This is a genomic window from Paraclostridium dentum, from assembly GCF_012922555.1.
GTDB classification, from domain to species: domain Bacteria; phylum Bacillota; class Clostridia; order Peptostreptococcales; family Peptostreptococcaceae; genus Paraclostridium; species Paraclostridium dentum.
On the sequence record NZ_WIPK01000005.1, the window covers coordinates 90549 to 106924 of the forward strand.

17 protein-coding genes and 2 other annotated features are annotated in these 16376 nt (G+C 28.7%); all 17 genes read right to left on the reverse strand.

What is annotated here, in order from left to right; genetic code table 11:
* Nucleotides 1-8: 8 nt before the first annotated feature.
* Nucleotides 9-920 (reverse strand): RluA family pseudouridine synthase, encoded by a 912-nt coding sequence (locus GFJ41_RS10135; RefSeq protein ID WP_170075255.1) that lies wholly within the window; start codon nucleotides 918-920, stop codon nucleotides 9-11.
* An 8-nt stretch (nucleotides 921-928) separates the two neighbouring features.
* Nucleotides 929-1372, reverse strand: a complete 444-nt coding sequence (gene lspA / locus GFJ41_RS10140) for a signal peptidase II (RefSeq protein WP_206001543.1) — start codon at nucleotides 1370-1372, stop codon at nucleotides 929-931.
* 111 nt (nucleotides 1373-1483) lie between these two features.
* Nucleotides 1484-2218 (reverse strand): polysaccharide deacetylase family protein, encoded by a 735-nt coding sequence (locus tag GFJ41_RS10145; protein ID WP_170075256.1) that lies wholly within the window; start codon nucleotides 2216-2218, stop codon nucleotides 1484-1486.
* 15 nt (nucleotides 2219-2233) lie between these two features.
* Nucleotides 2234-2725: a TraR/DksA C4-type zinc finger protein gene (locus tag GFJ41_RS10150; RefSeq protein WP_150886985.1), complete on the reverse strand. Its 492-nt coding sequence runs from the start codon at nucleotides 2723-2725 to the stop codon at nucleotides 2234-2236.
* 9 nt (nucleotides 2726-2734) lie between these two features.
* Nucleotides 2735-3136, reverse strand: coding sequence for a DUF5665 domain-containing protein (locus tag GFJ41_RS10155; protein ID WP_170075257.1), 402 nt, complete (start codon nucleotides 3134-3136; stop codon nucleotides 2735-2737).
* A gap of 155 nt (nucleotides 3137-3291) precedes the next feature.
* On the reverse strand, nucleotides 3292-4296 hold the full coding sequence (gene trpS, locus GFJ41_RS10160) for a tryptophan--tRNA ligase (RefSeq protein ID WP_170075258.1): 1005 nt from the start codon (nucleotides 4294-4296) through the stop codon (nucleotides 3292-3294).
* Between the two features lie 12 nt (nucleotides 4297-4308).
* Nucleotides 4309-5007: a 5'-methylthioadenosine/adenosylhomocysteine nucleosidase gene (locus tag GFJ41_RS10165; protein WP_170075259.1), complete on the reverse strand. Its 699-nt coding sequence runs from the start codon at nucleotides 5005-5007 to the stop codon at nucleotides 4309-4311.
* 64 nt (nucleotides 5008-5071) lie between these two features.
* Nucleotides 5072-5302, reverse strand: a binding site (T-box leader).
* Nucleotides 5303-5546: 244 nt separating this feature from the next.
* Nucleotides 5547-8654, reverse strand: a complete 3108-nt coding sequence (gene ileS / locus GFJ41_RS10170; RefSeq protein ID WP_170075260.1) for an isoleucine--tRNA ligase — start codon at nucleotides 8652-8654, stop codon at nucleotides 5547-5549.
* Between the two features lie 53 nt (nucleotides 8655-8707).
* Nucleotides 8708-8941 (reverse strand) — a binding site (T-box leader).
* Between the two features lie 61 nt (nucleotides 8942-9002).
* Nucleotides 9003-9512 carry a DivIVA domain-containing protein gene (locus GFJ41_RS10175; RefSeq protein ID WP_021430014.1) on the reverse strand — a complete coding sequence of 170 codons (510 nt, stop codon included), beginning with the start codon at nucleotides 9510-9512 and terminating at the stop codon, nucleotides 9003-9005.
* A gap of 12 nt (nucleotides 9513-9524) precedes the next feature.
* Nucleotides 9525-10310, reverse strand: a complete 786-nt coding sequence (locus tag GFJ41_RS10180; RefSeq protein ID WP_170075261.1) for a YlmH family RNA-binding protein — start codon at nucleotides 10308-10310, stop codon at nucleotides 9525-9527.
* A gap of 22 nt (nucleotides 10311-10332) precedes the next feature.
* A complete protein-coding gene (locus GFJ41_RS10185) occupies nucleotides 10333-10584 on the reverse strand; it encodes a YggT family protein (protein ID WP_021429989.1) in 252 nt (83 codons plus the stop codon).
* A gap of 22 nt (nucleotides 10585-10606) precedes the next feature.
* Complete coding sequence (locus GFJ41_RS10190) at nucleotides 10607-11077, reverse strand: cell division protein SepF (protein WP_021430031.1); 471 nt, start codon at nucleotides 11075-11077, stop codon at nucleotides 10607-10609.
* 28 nt (nucleotides 11078-11105) lie between these two features.
* Nucleotides 11106-11810 (reverse strand): YggS family pyridoxal phosphate-dependent enzyme, encoded by a 705-nt coding sequence (locus GFJ41_RS10195; RefSeq protein WP_035115426.1) that lies wholly within the window; start codon nucleotides 11808-11810, stop codon nucleotides 11106-11108.
* 4 nt (nucleotides 11811-11814) lie between these two features.
* Entirely contained in the window at nucleotides 11815-13008 is a 1194-nt protein-coding gene (locus tag GFJ41_RS10200; protein WP_500048747.1) for a hypothetical protein, read from the reverse strand.
* Nucleotides 13009-13157: 149 nt separating this feature from the next.
* A complete protein-coding gene (gene spoIVA, locus GFJ41_RS10205) occupies nucleotides 13158-14630 on the reverse strand; it encodes a stage IV sporulation protein A (RefSeq protein WP_021430059.1) in 1473 nt (490 codons plus the stop codon).
* 91 nt (nucleotides 14631-14721) lie between these two features.
* Entirely contained in the window at nucleotides 14722-15735 is a 1014-nt protein-coding gene (locus GFJ41_RS10210; protein ID WP_021430033.1) for an NAD(P)H-dependent glycerol-3-phosphate dehydrogenase, read from the reverse strand.
* A 29-nt stretch (nucleotides 15736-15764) separates the two neighbouring features.
* Nucleotides 15765-16370: a glycerol-3-phosphate 1-O-acyltransferase PlsY gene (gene plsY / locus GFJ41_RS10215; RefSeq protein ID WP_021430032.1), complete on the reverse strand. Its 606-nt coding sequence runs from the start codon at nucleotides 16368-16370 to the stop codon at nucleotides 15765-15767.
* Nucleotides 16371-16376: the final 6 nt, after the last annotated feature.

Sequence of the window (16376 nt, forward strand, 5' to 3'; positions counted from 1 at the left end):
AACCACTTTTATTTCATTTTAGATATTAAGTCACTGAAATATTTTGGAAGCTCTGAATTGAACTCAACATATTCATTAGTCGTAGGATGCATAAACCCTAACTTTCTAGCATGTAAGGTTTGTCCTTTTATCCCAAACTTATTATTTTTCGGACCATATAGAGGGTCCCCTAATAAAGGATGATTTAAAGATAATGCATGAACTCTTATTTGGTGTGTTCTTCCAGTCTCTAAAGTTGCCTTAACATGAGTAAAGTTTTCATATCTATTTATGACTTCAAAGTGAGTAATTGCATTTTTTCCATCTTTAACTATACCCATCTTCAATCTATCTTTAGGATTTCTTCCAATAGGTTTATCAACAGTTATTTTATCTTCTTTCATAACTCCGTGGCATATAAATTCATATTCTCTAGTTATTGAATGATCTTTTAGCTGTTCTGCTAGCGAATTATGAGCTTTATTATTTTTCGCAATCATTAAAAGCCCAGATGTATCTTTATCTATCCTGTGTACTATCCCAGGTCTTATCACTCCGTTTATAGAAGATAAATTCTCTCTACAATGATATAAAACTGCATTTACTAACGTATTATCATAGTTTCCAGGGGCTGGATGAACAACCATATCTTGAGGTTTATTAACTATTAATAAGTCCCCATCTTCATAAACAATGTCAATTGGTATATCTTGTGGAGTCACTTCAAGAAGTTTTGGTGCTGGTATCTCAATAATTATATTATCATCTTCTTTTACCAAGTATTTTGCTTTTTCAATTTTATTATTAACCTTAACTTTTTTATCCTTTATAATCTTTTGTATATAACTCCTAGACATTTCACCTAACTGCCCAGATAAATATACATCTAGCCTATCGCCTTCTTCTTCATCTATAACTAAAAATTGTCTTACTTCTTCCATAATTTCACCTACTTGTCATTTTCAAAAAATATTATGTATATGCATAATAATATAGTTCCTATAACTACAAATACATCTGCTACATTAAATACATAGTTCCAAACTATTCTAAAATCAAAATAATCTACTACAAACCCTAATCTTACTCTATCTATAAGATTCCCTATAGCTCCTGCTATTATAAGAATTATAGCACTTTTACCAAGTAAGTTTAGTTGCTTTTTGTATAAATAATATAATCCAAATATGCATGCAGCCAAAGCAACCACTACAAAAATAATTTGGTTATTTTGAAACATTCCAAAAGCTGCCCCTCTATTTTCTACATATGTTAAATGAAATATATCTTTAACTATAGGTACACTCCCTATATTAACTAAATACTTTACAGCTAAAAATTTAGATATTTGATCTAATCCTATTAAGCCTACTATAATAAGTATATATATCAAAAAAATATCCTCCTCAATTGTTTTAATCTATATATATTATATATATTAACATATATATGGGCAATACATGTTAATATCAAAAAAAGATAGCAATTGCTATCTCTCTTTGATTTATTTTTTAACAAGATCTGATATAGTTACAAATTCATATCCTTGTTTTTGTAACTCTGGAATTATACATTCTAAAGCTTTTATAGTTTGTGATTTATCATTCCTTATACTGTTATAGTCATGAAGTAAAACTATACTCCCATTTTTCGCATTTTTTTCTATTGTACTTATAATATTTCCAACTCCAGGGTTACTCCAATCTCTAGCATCAAAATCAGACCATAACACAACTTTCATATCTTTTGATTTCATTAAGTTAAATAAATTTTCATTTATTGCCCTATATGGTGGTCTAAACCAAGTTGGCTCTTTCCCTGTAACTTTTTTTATAATTTCTTGAGTTTTTATAATTTCACTATTAAGCTTTTCAGGTGAATTGTTGCATACATTTATATGCGTAAATGTATGATTCCCAATTTCATGTCCCTCATCAAATGCTCTTTTTACAATTTCAGGATTCCACCCAACTTTTTGACCTACTACAAAAAATGTGGCTTTTGCATTATTTTTTTTAAGGATGTCTAGTATTTGTGGTGTAAAATCTTCATCAGGACCATCATCAAAGGTTAAAGCTATAACTTTTTTCTGATCACTACCTCTTTTAATTATTATATCTTCATATTTTTTTGATATATTATTTTTATTATTAAAAACTTCACTTTCACTTGACTTTGGCATATTAAATATACCTAATGCTAAAATTAAAAAAAATATAGGTATAATTAACTTCTTCATATTACCGCCTCTTTTCTAGTAGTCATCTCTCATATCTCTATTCATATCAACTAAGTCTTTAACTTCTCTTGTAAATAAATTAGGTCCACTAAAATTATCTTTTATACTAACACTTTCTATATTATTCACTGGTCTTTCTTCTTTTTTAGCACAATCTACACATAATCTAGTTTCCGGAATAAAATCTAAGCGATCTTCCTCTATCCCTTTTTTACAACTTTCACAAATTCCATAAGATCCATTTTTTATTTTATATAATGCATTATCAATTTCATTTAGCTTAAATTTTTCATGATTAGTTAAACTATTTTGCATCTCTTGCATATATACTTCACTTCCTATATCCGCAAGATGATTATCATAACTTGAAAGTTCTCCTGATGTGTACTTCTCACTTGTATGTTCAGTAGTATTTCCAAATACAGTGTTATCTTCCATTTCTGATACTAAATTTATTATATTATTTTTTTCTTCTAGTAACATCTTTTCATATTTTTTATTATTCATAATAATCCTCTACCTTCCTCTAAAATTATCTACCATATCTAAAAATTCAGCTATATATTCTCCTATAATAGGTAAGTTAACCCATTTAGATACAATATATAAAACTAAACCTGTAAGAAAACTGAATCCAATAGCTTGCCCAAAACCTTTCCCAATTCCTGCTATAAAGTTAATTGCAAACATTCGTCTTCTACTATCTGTTAAAATCATATAATCCATAATTCTGCTTCTTTCAAACATATATAGCAGACTGTCTATTCTATTATTTGCAATTTCAAGTGCTTTTAATAATGCGCTAGATTCATCATCCCCATGAATTCTTTTATCAATCTCTTTCATACTCACTGCTTTAACTTCTTCTGTATATATTTCTTTTTCATTTTTTCTATTTCCTAATCTATATCGCTTCAAAACTTAACACGTCCTCTTCACATAGAAAAACTTTTTACAATTTTATTATTCCAACTTTTATATTTTAAATACAAGAATTTGCTTTACTAATAGTACTTAATTAATGTTTTATTGCACAAAAAAAACCCTATTAAATAGGGCTTTAAATTTTAATTTTATAAAAATTTCTTTTCTATCAATCCAACTTTTTTATAAACTTTTCTTAGTGTTTTTCTAGCTTGATATTCTGCCTTTTGAGCACCTTTAGCATATATATCTTCTAAGTAATCCTTGTTTGACAGCAAATATTCATATTGGTCTTTTATAGGTTTTAAAGTTTCTACTATTACTTCAGCAACGTCATTTTTAAAATCTCCATATCCTTTACTTTCATACATAGCAACTACATCTTCTATAGATTTATTGTCTAGTTTTGAGTATATATCTAAAAGATTTTTTATACCTGGTTGCTCATCACTATATCTAACTACTCCAACAGAATCTGTTACACTTCTTTTTATTTTTCTTCTTATTGTATCAGCATCATCAACTAATAATATATATCCATTTTCATTTTCATCTGATTTACTCATTTTTTTAGTTGGTTCTTGTAAGCTCATTACTCTAGCTCCAGCTTTTGGTATATATGGTTCTGGAACTTTAAATGTAGGGCTATATCTATTGTTAAATCTATTTGCTAAATCTCTAGCTAACTCTAGATGTTGTTTTTGATCTTCTCCAACTGGCACTAAATCTGTTTGATATAATAATATATCTGCAGCCATTAAAACTGGATAAGTAAACAATCCTGCATTTAAATTAGCTTCACTTTTTTGAGATTTATCTTTAAACTGAGTCATTCTACTTAACTCACCCATATATGTCATTGTATTTAAAATCCACATCAACTCTGTATGACAACTAACATGTGACTGTATGAATATAGTATTTTTTTCTGGATCTAAACCACTTGCCATATATTGAGCTAATAACTGCATTGTATTTGCTCTTAAATTTTTAGCTTCTTGTGGAACTGTTATTGCATGTAAATCTACTACACTATAATAGCAGTTATAATCTTCTTGTAATTCTTTCCAATTTTTTATAGCTCCAAGATAATTTCCTAATGTTAATTTACCTGATGGTTGAGCCCCACTAAATATTATTTTCTTTTCACTCATATTTAATGCCTCCTATAAATTTTTTAACATTCTAAGTACTATATCTTTTGAATTGTGAGCTGCTTGACCTACAAACTCTTCATATGTTACATCTGCACTCCCATCTGCTTTATCTGACATAGCTCTTATAACTACAAATGGAGTATGATTCACATAACATACATGTGCTATAGCAGCTCCTTCCATTTCTCCACAGTATCCATTAAATTCTTTTACTAATTCATCTTTTAATTCCTTGTTACTTATAAATATATCTCCACTTAAAACTCTACCTTTTAAAACTTTATGAGTTTTAACTTCTGCTTTTGATGATTCATAAGCCGCATTTATTAAGTTTTCATCTGCTTTAAATATTGAATTATCCATTCTAGGTATCATACCTTTTTTATCACCAAATACAGTAGTGTCAAAGTCATGTTGTATCGCATCTGTAGATATAACTATATCATATACATCTAGTTCTTCATTTAATGCTCCTGCCACACCTGTATTAACAACTGCATCTACATTAAATTCACTTATTAATATTTGGGCACATAATGCAGCATTTACTTTACCTATTCCACATCTAACTAAAACAATATCTTTATTTTCTAATTTTCCTACATAAAATTTTAAACTAGCTTTTTCTATAGTTTCTTCTATGTCCATTATATCTCTTAATATATCTACTTCCTCATCCATTGCACCTATTATTCCTATTTTGTTCATTTCTAAATTCCTCCTGTATGTTATTAATCTTTATTTTTTTATAATTAAAAAATCCGTCCTAAATAAATAGGACGGATATATTTTCCGCGGTACCACCTAAATTATATACATTTTTATATGCATATCACTTAATAACCTCTGCTATAACGTGCAGTCACGATATCAGCTACTCTTTAAATTTCACCTAATTCCTCAAAGGTCCATTCATTAAATTTATTTATATTGAGTTCTCAGCTACCTCAATTCTCTGTATTAAATAAGAAATTTAATTACTAATCCTCTTCACTGGATTCTTATATTATATTTTTATATTTATTTTATATGATATGTTTTAATCTAAAAAAAGTCAACCATTTAAACCATATATTTTTTCTCCCACCTAATTCCCACAAAAAAATAAGCTATCTAATAAATAGATAGCAAGGATAAATAGTGTAGTTTTAGCGACATTTAAAAGCATCTTTTAAGCTTTTTGGAGCAAAACTATACTATTTATCCGAAGCTTTATACTATTTATAGAAAGCTTATTTATATTTAAACTATTTTCTTGTAACTTTTATACCTGTCATGTGGTCATTTAAGTTATGTTTTTCTATAGTTTCATCATCAACTCTATTTATGTTTAAAGCTAAAGTTTCTGATTTTATATATTCAGAGTATTCATTTATAGCATTTGCTATTTCATCATCTGAACAATAATCAATATCTATATTGTCTAAAACATCAAAGTCATTAGATTTTCTTAATTGTTGAACTTTAGATATAAATTCTCTAGCATATCCTTCGTTTACTAAAGTCTCATTTAAAGTTGTATCTAATATTACAAATAGGTTGTTTTCCATAGTAACATTAAACCCTTCTTTAGCTGATATATTTATTAATACATGATCTTTATTAAACTTAAATTCTTCTCCGTCTATATCTACACTTATAGACTCTCCAGCTTCTAGCTTAGGTACAACTTCACTTGCATCAAGTTTATTTAATGCCCCAGCAAAGAATTTCATCTTAGCTCCAAGCACAGGTCCTAAAACTTTGAAGTTTGGTTTTAATGTAAAGTTCATATATTCTCCTAAGTCTTTAGCAAATATAACTTCTTTAACATTAAGTTCTTCTTTTATTAAGTCAACAACATCACTTATAGTACCTTCATATTTTCCATCTACTAATACTTTTTGTATAGGTTGACGAACTTTTATTCTAGTAGCTTCTCTTGATGCTCTTCCTAATGTAACTAAGTTTTTAACTAAATCCATTTTTTCTTCTAGATTATTATCTATTAAATCTAAATTAGCTTTAGGATAAGTAGCTAAGTGAACTGAAGTTTCGTTAGTTAAGTTTCTATATATTTCTTCTGCTATAAATGGTGTAAATGGAGCTATTAACTTACAAAGCTCTGTTAATATCTCGTAAGTTGTATTATAAACTGATTTTTTATCTTCTGTTAATTCAGTTGCCCAGAATCTTCTTCTTGAACGTCTTATATACCAGTTAGATAAATCTTCATTTATAAATTCTTGAACCATTCTAACAGTTTTATTTAATTCAAATATCTCTAAGTTTTCTTCTACTTCTTTCTTTAAGTTGTTAAATTTAGATAATATCCATCTGTCTAATTCTGGTCTATCTTTATATTCAACGAAGAACTCTGATGGATTTATATTATCTGTATTTGCATATAATGTGAAGAAGTTATATACATTTTTCATAGTTCCTAAGAATTTACTTTGAACCTCTTTTAATCCATCTACATCAAATCTTGTTGGAGTCCATGGTGGAGATACATATAATAAATACCATCTTAATGCATCTGCTCCATATTGATCAAATAATTCAAAAGGATTTACTGTGTTTCCTCTTGATTTACTCATTTTCTTACCTTCTTTATCAAGTACCAAGTCATTAACTAAAACTCTCTTATATGGAGCTTTACCTGTAACAAAAGTAGATATAGCAAGTAATGAATAGAACCATCCTCTAGTTTGATCTATACCTTCACAAATAAAATCTGCTGGGAATAATTCATCAAAGTTTTCTTTATTTTCAAATGGGTAGTGATGTTGTGCAAATGGCATAGAACCACTATCAAACCAACAGTCTATAACGTCTGTTACTCTAGTCATAGTTCCTCCACACTTATCACACTTGAAGTGTATGTCATCTACATATGGTCTGTGTAATTCTATAGTTTTTGGATCTATATCTTCTATAGCTTTGTTAGCAAGCTCTTCTCTTGACCCTACAGACTCTTTATGACCACATTCACATTTCCATACGTTTAATGGTGTTCCCCAATATCTACTTCTAGATATTGCCCAATCATTTAAGTTTTCTAACCAGTTACCAAATCTTCCTTCTCCTACGAAACCTGGGTACCATTCAACAGTTTTGTTGTTTGCTATTAATTGGTCTTTTAGCTTAGTCATTTCTATATACCAACTTGGTTTTGCATAGTATAAAAGTGGAGTTTGGCATCTCCAGCAGTGAGGATAGTTATGAGCTACCTTTTCTTTGCTGAATAATTTATTTTCTCCGTGTAACCATTTTATAATTTCAACGTCTACACCATCTTCCATTACAAATTTACCTTCCCATGGAGTAGTTGTAAACTTACCTGCTTCTGAAACTGGTTGTAACACTGGTAAATCGTATTTTCTTCCTAAGTTGTAATCATCTTCACCAAATGCTGGTGCTGTATGAACTATTCCTGTACCATCTTCTGTTGTTACATAGTCACCTAAAGTAACAAAGAATGCTTTTTTATCTGCTTCAACAAATGGCATTAATTGTTCATATTCAACGTACTCTAAATCTTTACCTTTTAATTCTTCTATAACTTCATAATCTTCTCCTAAAACTTTATTAGCTAAAGCTTTAGCAACATAGTATATTTCGTCATTTTGCTTAACTTTTATATAGTCTATTTCAGCACCTACTGTTAAAGCAACATTTGATGGTAATGTCCAAGGAGTTGTTGTCCATGCTAAGAAATATTCATTAGCATCTTTTCTCTTGAACTTAGCTATTACTGTATTATTTTTTATTTCTTTATATCCTTGTGCAACCTCATGTGATGCAAGACCTGTTCCACATCTTGGACAGTATGGAAGTATTTTATGACCTTCATATACGTATCCTTCTTTGTTGAACTTATCTAATATCCACCATACAGACTCGATATAATTATTATCTAAAGTTATATACGGATTATCTAAGTCTATTTCATAAGCCATTCTTTCAGTCATGTCTCTCCATTGCTTTTCAAATGTGAAAACAGACTCTCTACACTTTTTATTAAATTTGTCTAATCCATAAGCTTCTATTTGTTGCTTATCAGATAAACCTAATTCTTTTTCTACTTGTATTTCTACTGGTAATCCATGTGTATCCCATCCAGCTTTTCTTTTTACTTGATATCCATTCATAGTTTTATATCTACAAACAGAGTCTTTTAAAGTTCTAGCTATAACGTGGTGTATTCCTGGGTTTCCATTTGCAGTTGGAGGCCCTTCATAGAATACAAAACTAGGATCATCTTTTCCTTTTTCTAAAGTTTTTTCTAACATATTTATGTCATTCCAGTAATCAGATACTTTAGCTTCAGCTTCTTTTACAGAAGAATCTACTAACGACTTAAATTTAGCCATTAAAATCCACCTTCCTTTAATTTTATTTTTTACACAAAAAAAACCCGTCCCTGGAAAGGGACGAGTTATTACTCGCGTTACCACCCTAATTTTACAAATGTATATAATTAGCCTACATTTGTAACACTCTTTCAATATAACGGTATTTAACCGGCTCAGCTTAATAGATTTAATCGTTCAGCCTGCAGCTTAGGAGTGATCTTCATTTTTATAAATTTATTGGTTCTCAGCTTCTCCAACTCTCTGTAAAATTATCTAAAAACTACTCTCTCCATCATAGCATTTATCATAATATTAGTTTATATGTATGAAATTTTATAATAAATTGTTCAAATAGTCAATATATTTTTACTCTAAAGCATCTGATAATTCTTTTTGAAGCTCAGCTATTCTTTGAACTCCATTTTCATCTATGTCTGAGAAAATATCATCAACACTTCTAATTTCATCTTCTAATAATGATTTAAATTTATTTCTAAATATCTTGAACTCTTTAACTATAGAATCATATTCTTTTCTTATTTCAATAACTCTATTATTAGCTTGTCCTATTATTTGTCTTGATCTAAGTTCAGCCTCTTCAACTATTATCTTAGCTTTTTTATTCGCAGCACTACATGTATCCTCAGCTGCAGTTTGAGCAGTTATAAGTGTTGCCTTTAATGTTTCTTCTATGTTTTCAAACTTACTTACCTGTTCTTGGTACATTCTTATTTTATCTTTTAATTCCAGGTTTTCTCTATATACGTTTTCGAAGTCTTCTTTTACTAAATCTAAAAATTCATCTACTTCATCTTCTCTATATCCACGTATACCTTTTTTAAATTCTTTATTTTCAATATCCACTGGAGTCAGCATGTATTCCCCTCCCTATATTATTAATTTTGCTTTTAATTTTATTTTTCCTTTTTTACTTATATCTCCTATATCGGCTATTATGACTCTACCTTTACCTCTTACTGATATAAGAGCATCCCGTTCTATTGTTTTTGATGTAGACATTATTTTTTCATAATCAACAAAAACTTTTTCTGCATTTATAAGCTTCAAACTTTCTTGTCTAGAAATATTGTATATCCCACTTATCAAGCAATCCAATCTTTGTGATGATACAGTTAATGATATTTCTTTGTATTTAGGTTTGGAATATGCTATATCATCTTCGGGAATTTCCTTTACCTTAACACTATTTCTAGCAACTTTTTCTAAATTCATAATAATAAAATCTGAGATATCTTTACTTACAATAACCTGACAAAAGTTATCATGTATATTTATATCCCCTATTTTTTCTCTTTTTATACCTAGACCCAGTAAAGAACCTAAATAATCTTTATGCTTTATCTCTTTAAATTTAAAATTGCCCTCTATTTGTAACACTTTTATAGGTGATTGTACATCTTCATATTCCATATAATAAGGGAATATATTAATAACTCTTCTCTCAGCTTCTTCAAAGCCTCCATCAACCCTATATTTTATATCGTCGAAACTATTTAATATTGATATAGAATTTTTTATTTCATAAGGATTTAGAAAATCAGTATACTTAATATCATAGCTTTTGATACAAGAATATGCTTTATCTATTACCTTAAACATCTTATTTTTTAAATCTATATCTTTAATATGATTTGTTAATGATACCTTGTCCATAATTTAACCTACTTCTAATATTTTAAAATATATTTATTATTAACATTCTTAAAAATTGAAGTACAAATAGCGCAATTATTGGAGAAAAATCTATTGGACCTTCAATATATCTAAACATAAAGTTTCTTATAGGCCCTTCTATAGGCTCTGTTAGCATACCTATAATATCATAGATTTTTGACTGTGTAGCTCCTGGAATCCATGACATTAATGCTCTTATTACAATCGCAAATTGAACTATGTCTGTTAAAACTAATAAAGAGTATTCTATCATTTCAATTCTTACTCCTTTTTATTTATTTATTTTGCCATGGGAAAAAAGCTTTACTTTCTAACTCTTTCTTCATGTTAGCATCTATATCTACATTATTAGGTGCTAATATAAATATTGCCTTAGATACTTTTTGTATACTTCCATCTAAAACATATACAGCTCCATTCATAAAGTCAAATATAGATTTACGAGTAACTGCATCATCTAAATTTTCTAAATTAACTATTACAGCTCTTCTTTGTTTTAATTGATCAGCTATAGATGTAACCTCTTCATATTTCTTCGGTTCTACTATTACAACTTTCATTTGTCCTGCTGTATGTATATTTACTATTTTATTGCTTTTAGGTTGAGCTATAGATCCAACTCCATTACTCAAATCTTCTGATATCTCTACTTCTTCCTCAATCTCTTCTATCTCTTCATCCATGAACTCGTCTTCTACTTCATCTGTCATCCAATCTTTTATCTTACCTATGAAACCATTTCCCATTATTAACATCCTCCATTATATATATTCATTATTTTTTATTATAGTTTCTTTGTCCAAATATAGAAGTTCCAACTCTAACAAATGTTGCTCCTTCTTCAATAGCTATCTCAAAGTCATTGCTCATCCCCATAGATAGAGCTTCCATAGACACATTATTTATATTTTCATGGTCTATTTTATTAGCTAAATCTTTTAATCCCCTAAATACGGATTTTATTAAATTTTTATCATCTGTATTTGGAGCCATTGTCATAAGCCCCTTAACTCTTATATTTGGATAATTATTTGATATATTTTTTATAAAATCAATAGCATCTTCTTCAAGTATGCCGTGTTTACTTTCTTCTTTAGATACATTGACTTGTATTAAACAATTTATTTGTCTATCTATGCTTTGAGCTCGTTTTTGAATCTCATCACATAATGATAATCTATCTATAGAATGTATCATATATACTTTATCAATTATATATTTTACTTTATTAGTTTGCAAACTTCCAATAAGGTGCCATTTTACTCTATCACCTATTACTTCATATTTTCTAGCTAATTCTTGTGGCTTATTTTCGCCTACGTCAGTTACTCCACATTCTATAGCTTCATTAACTGCATCTATATCTACAGTCTTTGTTACAGCTATTAATTTAACTTCATCATTACTTCTATCGGAAGTTTTACAAGAATCATTAATTCTTTTTTCTATATTAATTAAATTAGATTTTATAGAGTTCATTTTATCACCTGCTTTTACTAATTTTTTTACCTCTTGGGTTTAATATCACTTCATCATAAATGCTAATACTTTTTACTCCATTTATATGATTTCTGTAATAGTCAATAACTATATATTCTTCACTCTCATAAAAAGTTCCTTGTAATTCTACAAATTTCTCTTCTCCTGTTTCAGAAATTACGTAGACACCTTTTTTACCATCTACTTCTACAAATGCATCTTTAGGAACCTTTAAGCCTTCTGTTGACTTATATATTATATCAAATTCTTTTACTCTTGTATCGCAAATTTCCATATTTTGTTCGCTTATAGATAATATAGCAATGTAGTCATTTCCATCCTTATATATATCATATACATTTGCATTTATTTTTTCAACGTCACTAGATACAATTATTTTTTGTCCTACATTTAATTTTTTTATTTCTTTTTCATTACAACTTATAGCTATATATTGCTTTATATTGTTTACTATCCTTGCAACAGGTTCACCTTTTTTTACTTCTCCATCTTTCTTTATATCTACATATTCTTCTTTTGTACTTTCTATATCTTCTTTTTTTACTTCTCCAATATTTTCTAAGTTAAATTTTTTCTCATTGTTATCAAACTTATATGAGATAATACCTGAGTTTTTAGCCTTAAATAATTGTGAGTTATCTGCAATTAAATTTGAAACTTTTTCTGCTTCATTTTCTTTATCTTGTAATGTCTTACTATTTAAATCACTTCCTATTATTTCATTTTTGTCTTTTAAAAGTTTAGATATTTTGTTTAAATTACTATCTATGTTTATATCTCCATCTAATAAATCGTTTTGTAAATTTAAACTCAGTTTTTTTATACCCTCATTTATGTTTTTTATATCCGATTTTACTATCTTTGTATTTCCTGATTCTATATCTGATATATCTTGTTTTAAATCTTTTAGCGTACTTACCGTTTTTTCATCTACATTACCATTGTAGATGTATGCTACTTCATCACCTTTTTTTATTTTATTACCTTCTTTAATACAGTATTTTACTTTTCCATCCATACTACTTTCCAATAAATATTCATCTCTAATTACTAGTCCCTTTTTCTTGAAACTTTCTCGAACAACTTGATTTTCTAAAACCAAAGTATCTGCATTTTTTTTAATTATACCACTAAGTATATTTGATAATACATATATGCATATAAATATTAAAATCAACTTAGTATAATTAAATTTTAATTTTTTCAATATATATCCCCCTAAAAATAAATATAATACTATATTTATTTCTTCAATATAAATACAACTCCTCTTACTATTTTCAAAAACTTAAAAGGTGCATACCTCGATATGCACCTTTTTTAAATTTATAAAATAATAGTTATTATATTTGAACAACCATCATTTATTATTTTTTGTAAAGTTTTTTGTATCTTAACTCTTACATCATCTGGCATCATATACAATTTACTTTGCAATTGATCTTTTACCAAGTCATGTAATGATTTTCCAAACATATTGTATTCCCATATTTCATTTGGATTTTCTTCAAAACCTTTTAATAAACTTTCTAACATCTCTTTACCCTGTTGCTCTGTTCCTACACCAGGAGAAATTTCTGTAGATATATCAGCTTTAATCATATGAATAGACCCAGCTTTTGCTCTTAATCTCACTCCATATTGTTTACCTTGTTTAACTATTTCAGGTACATCTAAAGTAAGTTCATCTATAGTAGGTGCTACTAACCCATAGCCTTTCTCTCTTACATCAGTTAACGCTTGTTCTACCTTTTCATATTCTGTGTTAACTTTTGATAATCGAGTTACTAGGTTTAATAGTTCATATTCACCATCTATTTTAAATCCACTCTTCTCTTCTAAAACATTATAGAATAAGTCCTTTTTAGTTCCTAAATTTATACTTACTATACCTTCACCTAATTCTACATTATCAACTTGAGTTTCATCTAAGAAATCTAAACTTTCAAATCCATCTATTATAGAATTCACATCTCTTATAACTCCAACCTCATTTATACTGTCTTTTATAGCACATATTATGTTATTTTTTATCCAATGATTTTTTTCTAATCCTTCTATCCATTTAGGGAAGTTTATATTTATTTCATTTATAGGGAAATCATATAATACATTTTCCATAACTTCTTCCACATCCTCTTCATCCATAGCCAAAACATTTAATGGTATTACAGGCTTATCATATTTTTCTTCTAATTCTCTTTTTAATTCTAGAGTTGACTCAGCATATGGATCTAATGTGTTTAACACTATTACAAATGGTTTTTTAAGTTCTTTTAACTCATTTATTACTCTCTCTTCAGGTATAGAATATGATTTTCTATCTATTTCAGTAATACTTCCATCTGTAGTCATAACTATTCCTATTGTAGAATGGTCTCTTATAACTTTTTTTGTACCTATTTCAGCTGCTTTTTCAAAAGTCATAGCTTCATTAGACCATGGCGTAGATACTAATCTTTGTTTACCATCCTCTTCATGACCTAAAACTCCATCAACTATGTACCCAACGCAATCAACCATTCTAACTTTCATCGAAACATTTTCTCTAATCTTTATTTCTACACCATCAGCTGGAACAAATTTTGGTTCAACCGTCATAATTGTTTTTCCTGAACCACTTTGAGGTATTTCATCTTGCGTTCTTTCTCTTTTAAATTCATTTTCTATATTAGGTAAAACTAATAGTTCCATGAATTTTCTTATAAATGTAGATTTACCTGTTCTAACAGGTCCAACTACACCTACATATATATCCCCTTGAGTTCTTCTTGCTATGTCCTCATATATATTATTCATCTATAACCCTCCTGCATACAAATTCTTAATAAAGTATATTTTAATCTGCAGGTTAATATTACAAAAATAAAAAAAAACTAGATTTAATAATCTAGTTTTCTTTTACTACCTCTTCAACTTCATGTGTTTTGTTTCTCATCATTAACTCATCTACGACTTCATCTGGATTCGATCCATTATGAAGAACTGAGTAAATAGCATTAGTTATAGGCATTTCTATGTTTAATTTTTTTGATACATCATAAGCAACTTCCGTTGCAGTTATTCCTTCTACTACCATTTTAACTTCTTTTAAAGTTTCTTCTAAACTTTTTCCTTGTCCTATAAGTATTCCAGCTCTTCTATTTCTACTATGCATACTCGTGCATGTAACAATTAGATCTCCTATTCCTGACAATCCAGAGAAAGTAGGTGATTCAGCTCCCATAGCAATCCCTAATCTACTTATTTCACGTATTCCTCTTGTCATAAGAGCTGCCTTGGCATTATCTCCATATCCTAATCCATCACATATACCGGCTCCAAATGCGATTATATTTTTCAATGCTCCACCTAATTCAACTCCAACAACATCAGGATTTGTATATACTCTAAATTTAGGGCTCATAAACGTATCTTGGACCTTTTCCGCAGTACTTAATTTCTCAGATGCTACAACTACAGTTGTAGGTATATCTCTTGAAACTTCTTCTGCATGTGATGGTCCAGAAAGAACAACATATTCACATTCTGGGATTTCTTGTTCGCATACTTCCGAAAGTCTTAGTCCAGTTCCTTTCTCTAAACCTTTTGCAACATCAATTAATATTTGATTGCTTTTTACAAATGGCTTAATCTGCTTACAAATACTTCTTATAGCTTGAGAAGGTACCGCTAAAACTATCATTGAGCTATCTGTTACTGATTCCTCTATATTCGTTGTAACTTTAATATTTGTTGGTATGTTTACTCCTGGAAGATAATCTCTATTTTCTCTAGTTTCATTAATTAAACTACATTGGTCTTCATTTAAAGTCCACATAGAGACATCATAGCCTTTTTTAGCTACTACTAATGCTAATGCTGTTCCCCAACTTCCAGCTCCTAATACACAAATTTTTTCCATACAAACACCACCTAAATATACTTAAAGTATTATTTTTTTTCTCCTATTTTTCTTTCTGTTCCATTTAATAATCGTTTAATATTTTCTCTATGTTTAAAAATTACTGATGCTGATAAAAACAAAGTAACTACTAGTCCTTTATCATTTCCTATAAAAAACATTATTATAGGAGATGTACATATACTAAGTACTGACCCTAAAGAAACATATTTTGTCACGTATACAATTAGTATAAAAAATGCGAAACAACTTAAAGCTATCACAGGGTTTACAGCTATCATGGCTCCTAAAGAAGTAGCTACTCCTTTTCCACCCCTAAACCCTAGGTATATAGGCCAGTTATGACCTATTACAACAAATACAACTGCTATGTATGATGCTGTAGCTACATCTGTGTGGGCTATAGTGGCTATTACCTTTGCTATTAATACAGCTATTACACCTTTTAACAAATCTCCTACAAATGTCAGTATTCCAGCTTTTTTTCCTAATGTCCTAAGAACATTTGTAGATCCTGCATTTCCTGAACCTTGGGTTCTTATATCCACACCCATCATTCTTTTTGCTATTATATATGATGTCGATATACTTCCTATAAAGTACGATACTAAAATAATAATTAGGTAATTAATCATTTCTTC